An 18,814-nucleotide genomic window follows, 5' to 3' on the forward strand; every position below is an offset into this window, starting at 1 on the left:
CCGCGGCGGAACGGGCATACTCCCCGCGATTCCGGCACCTCGCGCGCGCGTACCGCTCGCGCGCCGGCAGGGAGGAGCGCCCGGCCATGGCAGAGAGCACACCGGACGGCGTGGAACGCCGGCTGGCCACCGACGAGGCCCGGGAGCTGCTCGCCCTGGTCCGTGAGATCGCCCGCCGTGAGATCGCCCCGCACGCGGCGGAGGAGGAGGCCGCCGGGCGCTTCCCCCGCGAGCTGTTCGCGCTCCTGTCCCGGTCCGGCCTGCTCGGGCTGCCCTACGACCCCGCTCACGGCGGGGGCGGCCAGCCGTACGAGGTGTACCTCCAGGTCCTGGAGGAGCTCGCGGCGGCCCGGCTCACCGTCGGCCTGGGCGTCAGCGTCCACACGCTCTCCTGCCACGCGCTCGCGGGCTACGGCACCGACGCGCAGCGGGCCGCGCATCTGCCCGCGATGCTGGGCGGCGGTCTCCTCGGCGCGTACTGCCTCTCCGAACCCTCCGCCGGATCGGACGCGGCGGCGCTGCGCACCCGGGCGGTCCGCGAGGGCGGGGACGGCGACTGGGTGATCGACGGGACCAAGGCGTGGATCACCCACGGCGGGATCGCGGACTTCTGCACGGTGATGGCCCGCACCGGCGGCCCGGGGGCCCGCGGCATCTCCGCCTTCCTGGTGCCGGGGGACGCGCCGGGGCTCACCGCGGCTCCTCCCGAGCGGAAGATGGGCATGAAGGGCTCGCCCACCGCGCAGCTCCACTTCGACGGGGTGCGGGTCTCCGACGCGCGGCGCCTGGGGCGGGAGGGGCAGGGGTTCGCGATCGCGCTCGACGCGCTGGACTCGGGCCGGCTGGGCATCGCCGCCTGCGCCGTGGGGCTGGCCCAGGCCGCACTGGACGAGGCCGTCGCGTACGCGCGGGAGCGCCGTCAGTTCGGCCGGCCGATCGCCGACTTCCAGGGCCTGCGCTTCCTGCTCGCCGACATGGCGACCCGTGTCGAGGCGGGCCGGGCGCTGTATCTGGAGGCCGCGCGGCGCCGGGACGAGGGGCGGCCGTTCGGCCGGCACGCGGCGATGGCCAAGCTCTTCAGCACGGACGCCGCCATGCAGGTCACGACGGACGCGGTGCAGGTGCTCGGCGGTTACGGCTACACGGCGGACTTCCCCGTGGAGCGGTATCTGCGCGAGGCGAAGATGCTGCAGATCGTCGAGGGGACCAATCAGATCCAGCGGGTGGTCATCGCGCGTCACCTGGTCGGACCAGAATCCCGCTGACCCGCACGGTGCGGTCCGCCCAGACCGGCCCGGCCGCGAGCCGGGCCCACTCCTGGTCGCGGTGGCCCGGCAGGGTGCGCCCGTGACTGGCCCAGAGCGAGAGCACGTCCCGGTAGATCGGCGGGTCGGCGGGAGCGTGCGGCCGGGCCTGCGTGGGGACGGGCACGGGCACCGGTACCGGCACGGGTGCGGGCGGCGTCGTCGTCTCCGGGGCGGGGGCGGACGCCAGGGTCGGGGATACGGTCCGGGCCGGGGCCGAGGCCGGGGACACGGCCGGAGCCGGAGCCGGAGCCGGAGCCGGGGCCGGAGACGGCACGCGGACCGGAGCGGGGGCGGGCGGCGGCGCGGTGGAGGCCGGCATCGGGCTCGGCATCGGGCCTGGCAGCGGGCTCGGCATGGGGCCCGGCAGCGGACTCGGCATCGGGCCTGGCGCGGGGCTCGGCGTGAGGCCGCCGGGGGGAGGGCTCGGCGTGAGGCCGGAAGGAGGGCTCTGCGTGAGGCTCGGCGTCGGACGAGGAACCGATTCTTCCACGCGCGGTTCGGCCTGCCGGTGCCGACCGTAGCCGCTGGGTGTCGTGTGCAGCGTGGTCATGCCGAACCAACGCGCCTCGGCGGTCAGGGGTCACCCCTGTGGGGATTCGAGCGGCAGTTCGCCCGGTACCCGGTGCACGGCTCTGGCCCCGCGTCACGAAGCTGACGTACCGTCAGATCTTCTCGCGGAAGCGCGTCCGCCGACCAGGAGGTCAGCCATGTCCGAGCGCCGGCACGCCGACGACCGGCCCGTCGCCCTCGACGAATACCCCGTGCACCAGGCCCCGCTCTCGATGAAGCACCACGTCAGCGGCGACCGCAACGCCTACGACCGGTGCATCTTCCACGTCTTCGACCACCAGGGCCGCGCCCTGCTCATCGCCGGCCTCGGCGTCTACCCCAACGCCGGGGTCGTCGACGCGTACGCCACCCTGCGCACCGGCGACCGGCTGCACGCCGTCCGTGCCTCCGACGCCCTCGGCGACGACCGTATGAACCTGTCCGTCGGTCCGCTGACCATCACCGTCGACGAACCCCTCAAGCGCCTCTCCCTGCACTGCGCGGCCGACCCCGACGACCCCGACGGGCTCTCCTTCGACCTCGCCTGGACCGGCGACTTCCCCGCCGTCTGGGAGCCCCACCACACCCAGCGCCACGGCGGCCGGCTCACCCTTGAAGGCCGCCGCTTCGTCCAGGCCGGACACTGCGCGGGCACCATCAGGGCCGGCGGCGAGGAGTTCACGGTCACCGCGGGGGAGTGGACCGGCACCCGCGACCGCAGCTGGGGAGTGCGCCCCCTGCCCGGCGAGGAACCCGGCCGCGCCGCCGAGTTCCGCCCCGAGGGCTTCCACTGGCTCTGGATACCGATGCGCTTCCAGGACCGTTTCCTCATGGTCATCGCCCAGGAGGACGCCGACGGCTACCGCACCCTCAACGAGGCGCTGCTCGTACGGAACGGCCGGCGCGACACCCAACTCGGCTGGCCCCGCACCGACATCACCTACCGGCCCGGCACCCGCCACCCCGAGCGGGCCGCCGTCCACCTCACCGACCCCGCGGGAAAGCCCCTGGAGATCGGTGTGGAGATCCTCGCCTCCTCCCCGCTCGCCGTCGGCGCCGGCTACCCGCCCGCCACCGACTGGCAGCACGGCACCTGGCAGGGCCGCGGCTGGACCGACCGGCGGGTCTACGACCTCTCGGACCCCGCCGCCCACCCCGTGGCCGCCTACGGGGTCACCGACCACGCGGCCCGCTTCACCCTCGACGGCCACACCGGCTACGGCATCTTCGAGCACGGCTCCTTCGGCCGCCACGACCCCAGCGGCTTCGCCGACCACACGTCGACAGCGCGCTGAGGAGACCGCCTTGACCGCCACGCCACGCCCCCGCACCACCACCCGCGACCCCGAGGAGCTCGGTCGCCGGCTCACCGTCTGGCTGGACCGGCACCTGCCCGGCGCCCGGGTCTCCGGACTCGCGGTCCCCGGCTCCAATGGGATGTCCAGCGAGACCCTGCTCTTCGAGCTCGACCATCCGGACGCGCCGGTGCGCGGCTGCGCCCTGCGGCTGGCCGCCGACCCCGCCGCGTACACCGTCTTCCCCGTCTATGACATGGCCCGCCAGCACCGGGTCATGCGGCTGGTCGGCGAGCACACCGACGTCCCCGTGCCGCGCGTGCTCTGGCTGGAGGAGGACCCGGAACCGCTCGGCGCCCCCTTCTTCGTGATGGCCCGCGCCGACGGCCGGGTCCCGCCGGACGTCATGCCCTACACGTACGAGGGGAACTGGCTGCACGCCGCCACCGACGCCGAACGCGCCCACCTGGAGGCCGAGTCCGTCTCCGTACTGGCGCGGCTGCACGACCAGTTCCCCGCGAAGGAGGCCGAGTTCCTGCTGCCCGACGGCCTCGGAAGTCCCCTGCGCCGGCACGTCGACGCCCAGCGCGCCTACTACGCCTGGGTGGTGGACGGGCTCGCTCCGTCGCCGCTCATCGAGTCGGGCTTCGCCTGGCTGGAGGAGCACTGGCCCGCGGACGAGGGCGACGCCGTCCTCGGCTGGGGTGACGCCCGCATCGGGAACATCGTCTACGACGGCTTCACACCCGCCGCCGTCCTCGACTGGGAGATGGCCGCCTGCGTCCCGCGCGAGGTCGACCTCGGCTGGACGGTCTACCTCCACCGCTTCTTCCAGGACCTGACCGTCGGCTTCGGGCAGCCCGGCCTGCCCGGCTTCCTGCGGCGCGACGCGGTCGAACGGCGCTACGCGGAACTGACCGGACACACCCCGCGGGACATGGAGTTCCACACCCTGTACGCGGCACTGCGGCACGCCATCGTGATGCTCAGGATCGCGTACCGCCAGGCCCACTTCGGGGAGGTCGAGGCGACCGGGGACCCGGACCGCCTGATCCTGCACCACGCCACGCTCGCGGCGATGGTGCGGGGAAGCTACTGGTAGACGACGGCCTCAGGCCGCGCGCCGCATCTGCGGCACCCGGATCGGACGCGAGCCCGGACCGCCGACGTGCGAGAAGGGCTGCGTCCGCCAGTCGAGACCCTGGGGGAGCGTCAGGAGCAGCGCGGTGTCCTGCTCCTGCACCTCCAGGGTGTCGTCGGCGGGACGCGCCACGGAGGCCGAGAGGCCCGTGCCCGGGCACACCGTCAGGACGAAGGGGTTCCACGGCGTGGGGCAGAGCGCGTGCTCCGGCAGCACGTCCTCGTCCGCGAGCAGCGCGATGGGCTGCACGCACTCCGGGCAGACGACCCGGAACATCTCAAAGGTGTCGTACGCGTCGAGCTCGTCGGACGTGTCGACCGAATCAACAGGCTCCTGCATGGAGATCTCCCCCTCGGCTGGGTCGGCCGGATCTGTGCGGCCTCGACCACAGCAAGCACTTCCCATGCGGAACTCCGCATAACCGTGAGGCGATACGTCAGGCAGTCCGCAAACCTGTGGTGTTCGTCACATGCCCGTCGCAGGTGCCCCGTGACCGCCCATAGCACCGCATACGGGTCGCCCCCGGCTGTGCCCCGCTCCTTCCGGGGCCATAGGGTCACCGCATGGAGGAGCTGGATCGTCAGATCGTCGAGTTGCTCGTCAAGGACGGGCGCATGAGCTACACCGACCTGGGCAAGGCCACGGGCCTGTCCACGTCGGCGGTGCATCAGCGCGTCCGCCGCCTGGAGCAGCGGGGTGTCATCCGCGGCTATGCCGCCGTCGTCGACCCGGAGGCCGTGGGACTTCCCCTCACCGCCTTCATCTCGGTCAAACCCTTCGACCCCAGCGCCCCCGACGACACCCCCGACCGACTCGCCGACATCCCCGAGATCGAGGCATGCCACAGCGTCGCGGGTGACGAGAACTACATCCTCAAGGTCCGGGTCGCCACGCCGCTGGAGCTGGAGCACCTGCTCAGCCGCATCCGCTCCCAGGCCGGCGTCTCCAGCCGGACGACCGTCGTCCTGTCCACCCCGTACGAAGCCAGGCCGCCGCGCATCTGACGCGCCCGGCGCCACCCGGAGGGGACCTGCCGGACAAACCGGCTCCGGTCAGGTCCTAGCCTGGTCGCATGAGTGACACCGCGTCTGCCGTCGAACACCGCACCGTGCTGCTGCGCGGTGGAGAAGTCCACAGCCCCGCCGACCCCTTCGCCACCGCCATGGTGGTGGAGCGCGGGCACGTCGCCTGGGTGGGCTCGGAGGGGGCGGCCGACGCCTTCGCCACCGGGGTGGACGAGGTGGTCGACCTGGAGGGCGCGCTCGTCACCCCGGCGTTCGTCGACGCGCACGTGCACACCACGGCCACCGGGTTCGCCCTCACCGGCCTCGACCTGTCCTCGGCCGCCTCCCTCGCCGACGCGGCGGAGCTGATCCGGGCCCACGCCGCCGCCCGCCCGGGGGACCGCATCCTCATCGGCCACGGCTGGGACGCCTCGCGCTGGCCCGAGCGCCGCCCGCTCACCCGGGCCGAGCTCGACGGGCTCACCGGCGGTCGCCCGCTCTACCTCACCCGGATCGACGTCCACTCGGCCGTCGTCACCACCGCCCTCCTCGACCTCGTCCCCGGCGTCCGTGGCCTGGACGGCTTCCACGACGGGCAGCAGCCGCTCACCGGTGACGCCCACCACGCCGTGCGCGCCGCCGCCTTCGCGGCCGTCTCGCCGCTCCAGCGCACCGAGGCGCAGCGCGCCGCCCGCGGTCGCGCCGCCTCCCTCGGCATCGGCACCCTGCACGAGTGCGGCGGACCACAGATCTCCTCCGAGGACGACTTCACCGGCCTGCTGGACCTCGCCCGCGACGAGGCCGGCCCCCGGGTCGTCGGCTACTGGGCCGATCTCGACGTCGAGCGGGCGCGCGCCCTCGGCGCCCTGGGCGCGGCCGGCGACCTGTTCGCCGACGGCTCCCTCGGCTCGCACACGGCCTGCCTCCACGAGCCGTACGCCGACCACGCCGACGCCGCGCACACCGGCGCCGCGCACCTGGACGCGGCCGCGGTCGCCGGGCACGTCGTGGCCTGCACCGAGGCGGGGCTCCAGGCCGGCTTCCACGCCATCGGGGACGCCGCCGTGACCGCGGTCGTCGACGGCGTCCGGGCCGCCGCCGAGAAGCTCGGCCTGGCGCGGATCCGGGCCGCCCGGCACCGTGTCGAGCATGTGGAGATGCTCACGCCCGAGACCGTCGCGGCCTTCGCCGAGCTGGGTCTGACGGCCTCCGTCCAGCCGGCCTTCGACGCGCTCTGGGGCGGCGAGGAGGGCATGTACGCCGACCGGCTCGGTGCCGAGCGCGCCCGCACCCTGAACCCGTACGCGGCGCTGCTGCGGGCCGGTGTGCCGCTGGCATTCGGCTCCGACAGCCCGGTCACCCCGCTCGACCCCTGGGGCACGGTCAGGGCCGCCGCGTTCCACCGCACCGCCGAGCACCGGATCTCCGTCCGGGCCGCCTTCACCGCCCACACCCGGGGCGGCTGGCGGGCCGTCGGCCGGGACGACGCGGGGACCCTCGTCCCCGGCGCCCCCGCCGACTACACGGTCTGGCGCACCGGCGAACTCCTCGTCCAGGCGCCCGACGACCGGGTCGCCCGCTGGTCCACCGACCCCCGGTCCGGTACGCCCGGTCTGCCCGATCTGTCGCCCGGTGCCGCCCTCCCGGTGTGCCTGCGGACGGTGGTGCACGGACAGACGGTGTTCGTACGGCCGAACGAGTGATATGGGGACATTTCAGACCTCGTCAAACCGCTCCGTACGCTTGTCCCCGACCTGCGGATCTTCCCCTCCCGCCTGGGCTTTTGGGTAGTTCTCGCAGGTCAAGCGGGTGTTGACAGTCGACCGTCACCGGCGGGTAGGTTCTCCGCGTCCACCACAGGACGTCCGACCGGTCCGGACCGCCCCGCAGTCGCCGAGCGCCGCCCGCGCCTCGGCCGCGAGGGAAGGTTTCTCCGGCGGAAGGTGCGACCCGGGTGGGGCCCGGACGTTCAGTAGACAACGGCTCTCGGTCGACCCGCAGCCAGCGGATCCCAGGTCGGACCGAAGGACGACGGGCCCTGCACCGCACGTCGGCCGTCCCGCACCACCCGCCGCGGCGGAGCACACTCAGGACCTCGCTATGGTGGGGTCCTGCGTTTGTATCCGAAGGGGCAGTAGTGAACGACGGTGGCCAGAGGCGTTACGGCCCGCTCGGCAAGGCTTTGGTGATCATTCCGACCTATAACGAGGCGGAGAACATCAAGCCGATCGTCGCGCGGGTGCGGGAAGCCGTACCCGAGGCGCACGTTCTCGTCGCCGACGACAACAGCCCTGACGGCACGGGCAAGTTCGCGGACGAGATCGCGTCCGAGGACGATCACGTGCACGTCCTGCACCGCAAGGGCAAGGAGGGGCTCGGCGCCGCCTACCTGGCCGGCTTCCGATGGGGCATCGAGCAGGGTTACGGCGTCCTCGTCGAGATGGACGCCGACGGCTCCCACCAGCCCGAGGAGCTGCCGCGGCTGCTCACCGCCCTCAAGGGCGCGGACCTGGTCCTCGGCTCCCGCTGGGTGCCGGGCGGCCGGATCGTGAACTGGCCGAAGTCCCGCGAGTTCATCTCGCGCGGCGGCAGCCTCTACTCGCGCGTGATGCTCGACGTGCCGATCCGCGACGTCACCGGCGGCTACCGGGCCTTCCGCAAGGAGACCCTGGAGGGCCTCGGCCTGGACGACGTGGCCTCGGCCGGCTACTGCTTCCAGGTCGACCTGGCCCGCCGCGCCGTCGCCGCCGGCTTCCACGTCGTCGAGGTCCCGATCACCTTCGTGGAGCGCGAGATCGGCGACTCCAAGATGAGCCGGAACATCGTCGTCGAGGCGCTGTGGCGGGTCACCGGCTGGGGCCTGACCGCGCGCGCGGAGAAGGTCGGCAAGCTGCTCGGCCGCAAGTCCTCCTGACCCTTCCCCTTCCGCTCCGGTCGCCCCGGCCCCGTCGCGCACGTCCTGATCCTTCCTTTACGACGTTCCGGCGGGGCTCCAGGCACACTGGGGACCATGACGACCGGCGCACCGCCTCCCCTCGCCCCCAAGCGCTCACGCGCGCGTACCTTCGTTCCGCTCGGCGTCGCCGCCTGGCTGGTCCTGGAGATCTGGCTGCTCACGCTGGTGGCGGACGCGGCGGGCGGGCTGACCGTGTTCGCCCTGCTCGTCGGCGGCGCCGTGCTCGGTGCCGCCGTCATGAAGCGGGCGGGCCGACGGGCCTTCCGCAACCTCACCTCGACCTTCCAGCAGGCCCAGGCCGCGGCGCAGACCGGGGCGATGCCCCCGGCGCCGGACCGGGCCGCCGCCGAGGACCGCAACGGCTTCCTGATGCTGGGCGGCCTGCTCCTGATGATCCCCGGCCTGATCTCGGACGCGGCCGGTCTGCTCCTGCTGATCCCGCAGGTCCGCTCCGCCCTCGGCCGGACCGCGGAGAAGGCCGTCGAGCGCCGGATGAGCGCCGCGCCTTCCGGCAGCCTCCAGGACGCCTTCCGGCAGGTGCGTATCCACCGGCCCGACGGAAAGGTCGTGCAGGGTGAGGTCATCCGCGAGGACGCGCCGCAGGGCCCCCGGCGGGCCGACGAGCCCCGCCCCTGATGCCCTGACCGTCGTCCGCCACCGCCCCCGGGAGCCGTCCCGGGGGCGGTGGCGTTTCCGGGGCCGGTCCGTCCCGGGGGCGGATCCCGCGAGAAGGCGGGAAGCCGTCCCGGTCGGATCGCGAAATGAGGGGAGGCCGTCCCGGTCGGACGGGAGGCCGCCTCGGTCCGGGCACGCGAAAACGCCGCGGGGCCCGGTACACGGATCGTGTACCGGGCCCCGCGGCGTTTGGTCGACCGGTTGCCCGCTAGGCGGACTTGCGGCTGTCGCGCGGATGCACGGCGATGTTCATCGCGCCGGAGCGCAGGACGGCCAGCCTCTCGGCGAGGACCTCCTCCAGCTCCTCGCGCGTACGGCGCTCCATGAGCATGTCCCAGTGCGTACGCGCAGGCTTGCCCTTCTTCTCCTCAGGTCCGTCCCCGTCCACCAGGAGTGCCTGGATTCCGCAGACCTTGCACTCCCACTCCGGCGGAATTTCCGCTTCCACAGAGAAGGGCATCTCAAAACGATGGCCCTTCTCGCATGCGTACTCCACGGCCTGGCGCGGGGCCAGATCGATGCCGCGGTCGGTCTCGTAGCTCGTCACCACGAGGCGCGTGCCGCGAAGAGCTCGCTCACTCATGAATCGTGCCTCCCGGGCTTGTCGCCCACAGGACAGGTGTCGCTGTCGTCGTTATCCGGTCAACGTCCGGTCGGCGGTAAAGATTCCCGTGCCGGGTCATGCGTCGCCCGTCGTGCCGCCCCTTGTTGTACCCACCAGTGCCCGTTTTGTCACATCTGACGGCAGATGTGACCCGGTGTCTTCACCAAAGCAGCACGCAGTAACGGTCCGCCTGGCAGGCCAAACGCGTACACTACCGCCCTTTCGATGCCACGTCTAAATACGGTCCGGAATCGGGTTTCCCGCGGCCTCCACCGCCTGCCGCACCGGGACCCGGGCGAGCAGGGCGAAGCCGACCACGAAGAAGATCACCAGGGAGATGATGGCATCCCGGTAGCTTCCGGTCAGCTGATACGCGAGACCGAACACGAGCGGACCCAGCCAGCTGAGCCCCCGGTCGCTCATCTCGTACGCCGAGAAGTACTCCGCCTCCTTGCCGCGCGGCACCAGATGCGAGAACAGCGAACGCGACAGGGCCTGGCTCCCGCCCAGCACCAGGCCGATCCCGGCCGCGAGACAGTAGAAGAACACCGGCGCGTCGGCGGGCAGGAAGTAGCCCGCCACCAGGATCAGCGTCCACACCGCCAGCGACGCCAGAATCGTCCGCTTGGCGCCGTACGTCCGGGCGAGTCGCCCCATGCCGAGCGCGCCCGCCACCGCGAGCACCTGCACGAGCAGGACCGCCGTGATGAGCGTCGTCTGGTCGAGGCCCAGCTCCTCGGAGCCGAACACGGACGCCTGCGAGATCACCGTCTGGACGCCGTCGTTGTAGACCAGGTAGGCCAGCAGGAACGAGAGCGTCAGCGGATGCCGGCGCATGTCCTTCAGGGTCGCCCGCAGCTGCCGCCAGCCGCTGCCGACCGCACTCTCGCCGTCCCCGCCCCGGCTCTCCGGCCCGAGCCGCCGGTCGCGCAGGCGTCGCAGCGGCACGAGGGTGAAGGCGCCCCACCACACGCCGGCCGAGGCCAGGCAGATGCGGACCGCCTCGCCCTCCGTGAGGCCGAAGGAGTCGTGCCCCGAATAGAGGATCAGGTTCAGCACCAGGACCAGCGCGCCGGAGGTGTAGCCGAAGGCCCAGCCGCGCGAGGAGACCGCGTCCCGCTCGTCCGGCTCCGCGATCTGCGGCAGATAGGCGTTGTAGAGCACCATCGAGACGGACAGCGAGGCGTTCGCCACGATCAGCAGGAACGCGCCGAGCAGATAGCGATCGCCCGCCAGGAAGAACATCCCCGCGGTGGCCGCCGCCCCCAGGTACGCCGCCGCCGCGAGCAGCGGCTTCTTCCGGCCGCTACGGTCCGCCATCGCGCCCACCAGCGGCATCGCCAGGACCGCGACCACGATCGACGCCGACACGGTGTACGCGAAGAGCGAGCCCGCCCGCACCGGTATCCCGAGCGGGTGCACGAAGCCCTCGGCGTCGGCCGCGGCCCGCGCCACCGAGGTGAGGTACGGGCCGAGGAACACGGTGACCACGCTCGTCGAGTACACGGAGCACGCGAAGTCGTAGAAGTACCAGCCCCGCTGCTCGCGCCGCCGTTCGGCGGGGCCTGCGGTGTACTCCGCAGGCTCGGTGGTGTCAGCGGTCAAGGCCGCGCCCCCTCGTTCGTCCCCGTGAGCCGTCCCCGTGGCACGGGGACCGCGGCTCAGACCCACGCACCCCGCTCGGTCAGCACCGAACGCAGCGTCTCCAGTCGATCGGTCATGATGCCATCGACCCCCAGGTCGAGGAGAGAGTTCATGCGGTCCGGATCGTTCACGGTCCACACATGGACCTGGAGCCCGCGCGCGTGCGCCTCCCGGACGAAGCGCCGGTCGACCACCGTGACCCCGCCCTGCCGCTCCGGGACCTGCGCCGCCACCGCGCCGGCGCGCAGCGCCGCCGGGATGCCGAGGGAGCGCAGCCGCAGCCCGATCACCCCGCGCACCCCGTACGAGGTGGCGAGCCGCGGGCCGGCGAGGCGCTGCGCCCGCACCACCCGGGACTCGGTGAACGAACCCACGCAGACCCGGTCCCAGGCGCCGGTCCGGCGGATCAGCTCGACCAGCGGGACGAGGGCCGACTCGACCTTGAGGTCCACGTTCCAGCGGGCCTCCGGGAACTCCTCCAGGAGGTCCGCGAAGAGCGCCAGCGGCTCCTTGCCCGCCACCCGGGCCTCGCGGACCGCGTCCCAGGGCAGGTCGCGGATGCGGCCCGAGGTGTCCGTGACCCGGTCGAGGGTCGCGTCGTGGAAGGCGACGAGGGCCCCGTCCGCCGTCGTGTGCACATCCGTCTCGAAGTAGCGGTAGCCCGCCGCGGCGGCCCGGCGGAAGGCGGCCGCGGTGTTCTCCAGGCCGTTCGCCGTGCCGCCGCGATGGGCGAACGCGAGAGGGGAGGGATGGTCGAGATAAGGGTGGTGTACGCGAGTCACCGCCGCAGTATGGCCTGTCCCGGTGTCGTCGGGGCGACCGCGGAGGGGCCGGCGTCCGGCTCCGGGGCGGCCGGGGAGGAGGCGGAGCCCGCGTCCGGGGCGACCGCGGAGGGCTCCGAGCCCGCCTCCGGGGCGGTTTCCGGGCTCACGGACCCCGGCTCGGGGACGGCGAACCAGCGCAGGAAGAACTGGGCGAGGGGCCCGATCGCGAGTGCGTACAGCACCGTGCCGACGCCGACCGAGCCGCCGAGCAGGAAGCCGGTCGCGACCACGGCGATCTCGATCGCCGTCCGCACCAGCCGGATCGAACGGCCGGTGAGCCGGTGCAGACCGGTCATCAGGCCGTCGCGCGGACCCGGCCCGAAGCGGGCCGCGATGTACAGGCCCGTCGCCACCCCGTTGAGCAGGATGCCGAGCGTGAGCAGCGCGATCCGCCCGGCGGGCCCGTGGACGTCCGGGACCAGCGCCAGGGTGCCGTCCATCGCCAGGCCGATCACGAAGACGTTGGAGACCGTGCCGAGCCCCGGCCGCTGCCGGATCGGGATCCACAGCAGCAGCACCGCCGCCCCGACGACGATCGACACCACACCGATCGTCAGCCCGGTCTTCTCGGCGAGACCCTGGTGGAGGACGCCCCAGGGTTCGAGGCCGAGACCGCTGCGCACGAGCAGCGCCGAGCTGACCCCGTACAGGGTCAGCCCGACGTACAGCTGGACGAGCCGACGGGTGAGGTGCCGGCCGTGGAGGCCGGAGGCGATGGACAAGGGACTGCCCCCCAGGGTGGTGGTAGTGGACTGGCTCGTGACACTCTGTGGCGGGGGATCGGGTGCCAACCATGGCCAATTCGATGAAGGTGGACTGATTTCGATGGCTCAGTGGACTTCGGCTGTGGGGCCGGCCCAGCTTGCCCGGCAGCTCCAGGCGCAGCAGCCGCGGCCCGCCGGACCCGGCGCCCGCAAGCCGCCCGCGTACCGCGCCCTGGCCGACGGCATCCGCCTGCTCGTCCTGGAGGGCCGCGTCCCGGTCGCCGCCCGGCTGCCCGCCGAGCGGGAACTCGCCGTCGCCCTCACCGTCAGCCGTACGACGGTGGCCGCAGCCTACGAGGCGCTGCGCACCGAGGGCTTCCTCGAATCCCGGCGGGGGGCAGGCAGCTGGACCGCCGTACCGGCCGGGAACCCGCTGCCCGCGCGCGGTCTCGAACCGCTGCCGCCGGAGGCCCTCGGCTCGATGATCGACCTCGGCTGCGCGGCCCTGCCCGCACCCGAACCCTGGCTCACCCGGGGTGTCCAGGGCGCCCTGGAGGAGCTGCCGCCGTACGCCCACACGCACGGGGACTACCCGGCCGGGCTGCCCGCGCTGCGGCAGATGCTCGCCGACCGCTACACCGCGCGCGGCATCCCCACCATGCCCGAGCAGATCATGGTCACGACCGGCGCCATGGGCGCCATCGACGCCATCTGCCACCTCTTCGCGGGACGCGGCGAGCGCATCGCCGTCGAGTCGCCCTCGTACGCCAACATCCTCCAGCTCATGCGGGAGGCCGGCGCCCGGCTCGTGCCGGTCGCCATGTCCGAGGGCCTCGGCAGCTGGGACCTGGGCCGCTGGCGCCAGGTGCTGCGCGACGCCGCGCCCCGCCTCGCGTACGTCGTCGCCGACTTCCACAACCCGACCGGTGCGCTCGCCGACGAGGACCAGCGGCGCGGGCTGGTGGAGGCGGCCCGCTCGGCCGGCACCGTGCTCGTCGTCGACGAGACGATGACCGAGCTCCACCTGGACGACGACCTGCGGATGCCCCGGCGGGTCTGCGCCTTCGACCCCGCCGGCTCCACCGTCCTGACCGTCGGCTCCGCCAGCAAGGCGTTCTGGGCGGGCATGCGGATCGGCTGGGTCCGTGCCGCCCCCGACGTCATCCGCTCCCTGGTCGCCGCGCGCGCGTACGCGGACCTCGGCACCCCCGTGCTGGAACAGCTCGGGGTGAACTGGCTCATGCGGACCGGCGGCTGGGAGGAGGCCGTGACCCTCCGCCGCGACCAGGCCCGGGACAACCGGGACGCGCTCGTCACCGCGCTCCGCAGGGAACTCCCGGAGTGGGAGTTCGCCGTGCCGCGCGGCGGGCTGACCCTGTGGGTCCGTACCGGCGGCCTCTCCGGCTCCCGCCTCGCCGAGGCGGGCGAGCGGGTCGGCGTCCGCGTCCCCTCCGGTCCGCGGTTCGGCGTCGACGGCGCCTTCGAGGGGTTCATCCGGCTGCCCTTCACCGTCGGCGGGCCGGTCGCCGACGAGGCGGCCGCACGGCTGGCCGCCGCGGCCCGGCTGGTCGAGTCGGGCGGGGTCGGCGGAGCCGAGTCGCCGCGGTCCTTCGTGGCGTAGCGCGCGTACGACGCGGGAGAGGCCGGTACGGACCGCTGGGTCCGTACCGGCCTCTCCCGCGCGTGGGGGCGGTGCTCAGCCCTCCGCCGGGACGGGGGCGTGCAGCGGCGCCGGGCCGGGGTCCGGCCGGGTCAGCGGCGCGGTGGCCGGTTCGGCCTCGGCGCGGGGTGCCGGGGCCGGTTCGGGCGCGATGCCGGGGATCGTCCCGGCGACCTCGGCCGTGCCGCGCTCAGGGAGCAGGTCGAGGACCGCCTTGCGGTGCGCCTCGCTCGTCGCGTCGTCGTACGGGTCGGGCGTCGCCGGCACCTGGAGGCGCAGGACCGGGCCCGCGCCGAGGCGCGCGTAGCCCCGGCCGGGCGGGACGTCGGGCGTGGGCGTGGTGTGCGGCGCGGAGCCCAGCACGGCGGCGATCTGCTCCGGCGCGGCCGGGCCGAGGACGATCCGGGCCCTGGTGTGGGCCCGTACGGCCTCGCCCAGGGAGTCCGTGCTGTCGAACTGCTCGGCGACCACCACCGTGACGTGCGCCGCGCGTCCGTGCCGCAGGGGCACCTGGAGCAGCTCCTGCGGGTCGGGGCGGCCGTCGGCGGCGGCCAGGTGGCCGAGGACGCTGGGCCGGTCGAACAGGATCCACAGCGGCCGCCGGGTGTCCTCCGGCGCCGGGTGGCCCGCCTGCCGGGCCCGGTTCGCGGCGATCAGCCGCCGTTCCGTCTCGTGCGCCGCCCACTCCAGGCTGGCCAGCGAGCCCGCGAGCCCGCACTCGACGGCGAGGACGCCGTCGCGGCCGGTCAGGCAGGCGTACTCGCCGGTGCCCGCGCCCTCGACGATCAGCACGTCGCCGTGGGGGAGGGCCTGGAGGGCGATCGAGCGCAGCAGGGACGTGGTGCCGCTGCCCGGCTGGCCCACGACCAGCAGGTGCGGCTCGGTGGAGCGGGGTCCGGTGCGCCAGACGACGGCCGGTGCGTCCTCCGTGCCGTCGGAGGCGACCACCGGCACGGTCCGCTGCACGGCGTCCGCGTCGGTGAAGCCGAGGACGGTCTCGCCCGGCACGGTGACGAAGCGCTGGGCGGCGATGGTGGTGGGCAGGGCGGGCAGCACGCTCAGGACGAGCCGGTTGCCCTCCTCGTCCCAGTCGAAGCGGTACTCGCGGCCCCGCCCCGACTTGGCGTGCAGCAGCTGCTCGATGCGGGCGCGTGCGGCCGGCTCGCCGTCGGTGAAGTAGGGGGGGTAGGCGATCCGCAGCCGGGTGAGCCGCCCGTCGTCGTCGAAGGCGTACTCCCCGAAGGCGCCGCTCCACTCGCCGCCGTGGGAGAAGAGCGGGGAGGGGTCCTCGGGTACGGAGAAGTACGGCACGAGGGCCTCGTACAGGCCCTTGAGCCGGGCGATCTCGGCCTCGTCGGGGCCGGTCTTGACGACCGGGCGTTCCCGGCCCTTCCAGGCGGCCGCGCCCATGAGCGCGACGAGGGCGAGGAGAGGCCCGTACGGCATGAGGGCGACGACCAGGACGCAGGCCGCGACCAGGAGCAACGTGGGACCACGCCGTTCCTTGGGGGTCGCGGCCCACCTGGCGCGCGCGGTCGCGGCCAGCTTCCGCAGACCACGGGAGACCGTGATCAGTGGATGGAGCACGTCGGTGGCGCTGTCGGCGGCCGTGCGCGCGATCTCTCGACTACGAGCGATCTGTGCGCTGCCGCTGCTCAGAATGCGGGGGAGTGGTCGCCGGGCCACGAAGTACTCCTGAAGGGGTGGAAGGGACGGAAGGGCGTCAGAACTTGATCCCGCCCAGAAGGCCGGCGAGGCTCTGCCCGCCCGCCGTGATGCTCGGGGCGATGGCGGTGCCTGCGAGGTAGAAGCCGAACAGCGCGCTGACGAGGGCGTGTGATGCCTTCATCCCGTCCTTCTTGAAGAACAGGAAGCAGATGATGCCGAGCAGGACCACGCCTGAGATGGACAGGATCATTGGTTGTTCTCCTGGTTGAGGGGACAGTCACCATGAGTCCTTCCAAGTTCACAGCAAGTATCTATGTGACTAAAGGTGCATATGGGTGAAAAAATGGGGATTTCACTTGACCGGCGGACGCCGGGCACCGCGCCGGGTGGCGAAATGCCCCGGGTGCGCTAGGGGTGTCCCGGGGACGGACTGCGGTGATCTTTGCCGTGGACGGGCGCGGTCATGTCACCGAACGGGCAGTACCCTGTCGATTCACTCGTACGGCGGCGCTTGCCGTGCGCAGGTCAACACGGTGATTCCCGGCGCGGCCGCCTCGGCGGCACGACGTCGGCACGGCAGGAGAGGCGGCACCATCCGATGAGCGAGACTCCGGACCCCGAGGTCATCGAGCTGGCGTCCAAGGTCTTCGACCTCGCGCGCACGGGGGACGCCGACACCCTCGCCGCCTACGTGGACGCGGGCGCGCCCGCCGATCTCACCAACGACAAGGGCGACTCCCTCGTCATGCTCGCCGCCTACCACGGCCACGCCGCCGCGGTCTCCGCCCTCCTGGAGCGCGGCGCCGACGCCGACCGCGCGAACGACCGCGGCCAGACCCCGCTCGCCGGTGCCGTCTTCAAGGGCGAGGACGCCGTGATCCGCGCGCTCCTCGCCGGCGGCGCAAATCCGGAAGCCGGGACTCCGTCCGCCGTCGACACCGCCCGCATGTTCGGCAAGGCAGATCTCCTGGAGCTCTTCGGATCCCGGTGAACGGGCGCTGAACCCCAGGTGAGAGCGGCATCGTAAATGTGGTCGCGGCGGCGAAATGGGTGGGTCATCATGACGTCGGGCCCGGCAAATCGGGCCACCGACGAGAGGCAGAGGAAGATGGTCACTGGCAAGCGCAGGACGACGAGCGGCCCGACATGTCGCCGCACGGCCTAGGCGTACAGCGATGTACAGCCTGACCCGGGTCATCCCGGTACCCCCCGGTCGTGTCGACAGCTTGATGTGAGGCGTCTTCCCATGTTCGAACCAGTCATAGCGCCGAGCGGCACCCTGCTCGGCCTGCTGCAGCGGGGCCGCGGCGACGGCACCCTGCACGCGCTCGCCGCGCCACGCGCCGAGGCCCTCGCGGCCCTCAACCACTGCGTTCTCGACGACCCCCGCCACGACTGGCAGGTCGAGAACCGCTCCCTCTACTACGCCCGGCTCTACCTGGACCTCCACGGAGGTCTCGAAGAGATCCAGGCGCACCTCTTCGGCGCCGAGGACCACCTCGACACCGAGGAGGCCAGGACCGGGCTCGCGCTCGCCGTCCTCGGACACCTCGCCTCCTACGGGCGCCAGGACGCCCTGCTGCTGCTCCGGCGCTACGCCGCGACCGGCACCAACTGGGCCTGGGCCCTGGACGAGCTGGCACTCCGCGACGACGACGCCGGGCTGCGCGCGCTCGCCCTGCCCGTACTGGCCCGCTTCCCGGCCGGTCCGGAGGGCGACGCCGAGCTGGCCGCCACCGTGCGGGACGCCTTCGAGCCCCGCCCCTGGCGCCTGTGGGCCGAGGACGCGCGCGACGCCGTCGGCGCCCGGGTCAGGGCCGCCAGGGAACAGGGCTCCTTCGACCGCTGGCAGCGCCAGATGCGCCCCGCCGGGCCCCGCCCCGGCTGGAGCGTCCGGGCCGTCCTGGACTGGGCGCAGGAGGGGTACGAGCGCGGCGCCGAGCTGTCCGGGCCCGCCGCCCGCTGCCTCGCCGCCGTCGCCGGGCCCGAGGACCGTCCCGAGCTCCTCGCCGCCGCCCGCAACGGGGCCGAGGGGGCACGGGGCGCCGCCCTGCACCACCTCGCCGCGTCACGGGACCCCGCCGTCCTCGACCTCGTCGAGGCCGCCGCCGACGGTGACTCCACCGCGGCCGCCGAAACCGCCGTCGCCGCCTACCGGCGCATGTGCGGCGAGGACGCGGTCGCCCGCGCCCGCGCGTGGGTCCGGCGCACCGACGCCCTGGGTGCCGCCGCCGCCGAGGTCCTCGCCTGCCGCGGCACCGCCCAGGACGCCACCCTCGTCCTCGGCGCCCTGCGCGGGACCGTACGCTCCGCCGGGCCCGACGCTCCCGAGCTCGCCGTCCTGGTCGACGGGGCCGGGCGCCTCGGGATCGCCTGCGCGGCCCCCGTCCTGCGGCACGTCTACCGCGAGACGGCCTCCTCCCAGCTGCGCGGCCGCACGGCCCGCGCGCTCGCCGCCACCGACCCCACCTTCGCGACCGGCTTCGCCGTCGAATGCCTCTGGGACTGCGAGGAGACCACGCGCGAGGTCGCGGCCCTGCACGCCGAGACCGGTGACGTGCGCGTCGCCGAGCGCCTCCGTCGCCTCGCCGCCGACCCGGCCGAGGAGGCCGAGGTGCAGACCGCGGTACGCAACCGGATAGGGCCCGACCTCCAGGTCTGACCCGTTGCCAGACCTGACCCCTCCCCAGGTCTGATCCATCCCGTCCCGCTGCCCGGACCCCGGAGCGGCGCGGCCTGCGGCGGAGACCCCGCCGACCGTGGCCCCGCCCCGGGTGTCCGGG

The 18,814-nt window shown here is 73.6% G+C and carries 18 protein-coding genes; 10 read left to right on the forward strand and 8 right to left on the reverse strand.

Annotation, left to right across the window (positions count from 1 at the left end):
- The first annotated feature begins 86 nt into the window (after positions 1-86).
- Positions 87-1,265: an acyl-CoA dehydrogenase family protein gene (locus ACFVZH_RS32095; protein ID WP_384902859.1), complete on the forward strand. Its 1,179-nt coding sequence runs from the start codon at positions 87-89 to the stop codon at positions 1,263-1,265.
- Here ACFVZH_RS32095 and ACFVZH_RS32100 read toward each other — a convergent pair.
- The gene (locus ACFVZH_RS32100; RefSeq protein ID WP_384902861.1) at positions 1,228-1,626 is read right to left on the reverse strand and encodes a hypothetical protein; all 399 of its coding nucleotides are present in this window, start codon (positions 1,624-1,626) and stop codon (positions 1,228-1,230) included. The genes ACFVZH_RS32095 and ACFVZH_RS32100 overlap by 38 nt on opposite strands.
- 388 nt (positions 1,627-2,014) lie before the next feature.
- On the opposite strand from ACFVZH_RS32100, the gene ACFVZH_RS32105 reads away from it, so the two are divergent.
- Together ACFVZH_RS32105 and ACFVZH_RS32110 are read left to right on the forward strand one after the other, a co-directional pair.
- Positions 2,015-3,151 carry a hypothetical protein gene (locus tag ACFVZH_RS32105; RefSeq protein WP_384902863.1) on the forward strand — a complete coding sequence of 379 codons (1,137 nt, stop codon included), beginning with the start codon at positions 2,015-2,017 and terminating at the stop codon, positions 3,149-3,151.
- Between the two features lie 10 nt (positions 3,152-3,161).
- Positions 3,162-4,253 carry a phosphotransferase family protein gene (locus tag ACFVZH_RS32110; RefSeq protein ID WP_384902865.1) on the forward strand — a complete coding sequence of 364 codons (1,092 nt, stop codon included), beginning with the start codon at positions 3,162-3,164 and terminating at the stop codon, positions 4,251-4,253.
- A gap of 9 nt (positions 4,254-4,262) precedes the next feature.
- Here ACFVZH_RS32110 and ACFVZH_RS32115 read toward each other — a convergent pair whose 3' ends face one another.
- Complete coding sequence (locus tag ACFVZH_RS32115) at positions 4,263-4,631, reverse strand: hypothetical protein (protein ID WP_384902867.1); 369 nt, start codon at positions 4,629-4,631, stop codon at positions 4,263-4,265.
- A gap of 224 nt (positions 4,632-4,855) precedes the next feature.
- On the opposite strand from ACFVZH_RS32115, the gene ACFVZH_RS32120 reads away from it, so the two are divergent.
- The 4 genes from ACFVZH_RS32120 (at position 4,856) to fxsA (ending at position 8,888) form a co-directional block, all read left to right on the forward strand.
- Positions 4,856-5,296 (forward strand): Lrp/AsnC family transcriptional regulator, encoded by a 441-nt coding sequence (locus ACFVZH_RS32120; protein ID WP_017242178.1) that lies wholly within the window; start codon positions 4,856-4,858, stop codon positions 5,294-5,296.
- A gap of 68 nt (positions 5,297-5,364) precedes the next feature.
- Positions 5,365-6,999 carry an amidohydrolase gene (locus ACFVZH_RS32125; protein WP_384902869.1) on the forward strand — a complete coding sequence of 545 codons (1,635 nt, stop codon included), beginning with the start codon at positions 5,365-5,367 and terminating at the stop codon, positions 6,997-6,999.
- Between the two features lie 434 nt (positions 7,000-7,433).
- Entirely contained in the window at positions 7,434-8,210 is a 777-nt protein-coding gene (locus ACFVZH_RS32130; RefSeq protein WP_384902871.1) for a polyprenol monophosphomannose synthase, read from the forward strand.
- Positions 8,211-8,306: 96 nt separating this feature from the next.
- Complete coding sequence (gene fxsA / locus ACFVZH_RS32135) at positions 8,307-8,888, forward strand: FxsA family membrane protein (protein WP_384902872.1); 582 nt, start codon at positions 8,307-8,309, stop codon at positions 8,886-8,888.
- Positions 8,889-9,135: 247 nt separating this feature from the next.
- Here the strand turns inward: fxsA and ACFVZH_RS32140 are convergent, their stop codons facing one another.
- The 4 genes from ACFVZH_RS32140 to ACFVZH_RS32155 form a co-directional block, all read right to left on the reverse strand.
- On the reverse strand, positions 9,136-9,510 hold the full coding sequence (locus tag ACFVZH_RS32140) for an RNA polymerase-binding protein RbpA (protein ID WP_015032218.1): 375 nt from the start codon (positions 9,508-9,510) through the stop codon (positions 9,136-9,138).
- Positions 9,511-9,765: 255 nt separating this feature from the next.
- Positions 9,766-11,136 carry an MFS transporter gene (locus ACFVZH_RS32145; protein WP_384902874.1) on the reverse strand — a complete coding sequence of 457 codons (1,371 nt, stop codon included), beginning with the start codon at positions 11,134-11,136 and terminating at the stop codon, positions 9,766-9,768.
- Positions 11,137-11,192: 56 nt separating this feature from the next.
- Positions 11,193-11,957: a glycerophosphodiester phosphodiesterase gene (locus ACFVZH_RS32150; RefSeq protein WP_384902875.1), complete on the reverse strand. Its 765-nt coding sequence runs from the start codon at positions 11,955-11,957 to the stop codon at positions 11,193-11,195.
- Positions 11,954-12,721, reverse strand: a complete 768-nt coding sequence (locus tag ACFVZH_RS32155) for a hypothetical protein (protein WP_384902876.1) — start codon at positions 12,719-12,721, stop codon at positions 11,954-11,956. The genes ACFVZH_RS32150 and ACFVZH_RS32155 overlap by 4 nt, the downstream gene beginning before the upstream one ends.
- A 103-nt stretch (positions 12,722-12,824) precedes the next feature.
- Here ACFVZH_RS32155 and ACFVZH_RS32160 point away from each other — a divergent pair, with 103 nt between their 5' ends.
- Positions 12,825-14,324, forward strand: a complete 1,500-nt coding sequence (locus ACFVZH_RS32160; RefSeq protein WP_384902878.1) for a PLP-dependent aminotransferase family protein — start codon at positions 12,825-12,827, stop codon at positions 14,322-14,324.
- A 75-nt stretch (positions 14,325-14,399) separates the two neighbouring features.
- Here the strand turns inward: ACFVZH_RS32160 and ACFVZH_RS32165 are convergent, their stop codons facing one another.
- Both ACFVZH_RS32165 and ACFVZH_RS32170 read right to left on the reverse strand, forming a co-directional pair.
- Positions 14,400-16,049 (reverse strand): hypothetical protein, encoded by a 1,650-nt coding sequence (locus ACFVZH_RS32165; protein ID WP_384902880.1) that lies wholly within the window; start codon positions 16,047-16,049, stop codon positions 14,400-14,402.
- A gap of 37 nt (positions 16,050-16,086) precedes the next feature.
- Positions 16,087-16,281: a hypothetical protein gene (locus ACFVZH_RS32170; protein ID WP_015032212.1), complete on the reverse strand. Its 195-nt coding sequence runs from the start codon at positions 16,279-16,281 to the stop codon at positions 16,087-16,089.
- Between the two features lie 348 nt (positions 16,282-16,629).
- Between ACFVZH_RS32170 and ACFVZH_RS32175 the strand changes: the two genes are divergently transcribed.
- Together ACFVZH_RS32175 and ACFVZH_RS32180 are read left to right on the forward strand one after the other, a co-directional pair.
- Positions 16,630-17,022 carry an ankyrin repeat domain-containing protein gene (locus ACFVZH_RS32175; RefSeq protein WP_384902881.1) on the forward strand — a complete coding sequence of 131 codons (393 nt, stop codon included), beginning with the start codon at positions 16,630-16,632 and terminating at the stop codon, positions 17,020-17,022.
- A gap of 255 nt (positions 17,023-17,277) precedes the next feature.
- Positions 17,278-18,693, forward strand: coding sequence for a HEAT repeat domain-containing protein (locus ACFVZH_RS32180; RefSeq protein WP_384902883.1), 1,416 nt, complete (start codon positions 17,278-17,280; stop codon positions 18,691-18,693).
- Positions 18,694-18,814 lie beyond the last annotated feature (121 nt).

This window comes from Streptomyces sp. NPDC059534, from assembly GCF_042743475.1.
Lineage (GTDB): Bacteria > Actinomycetota > Actinomycetes > Streptomycetales > Streptomycetaceae > Streptomyces.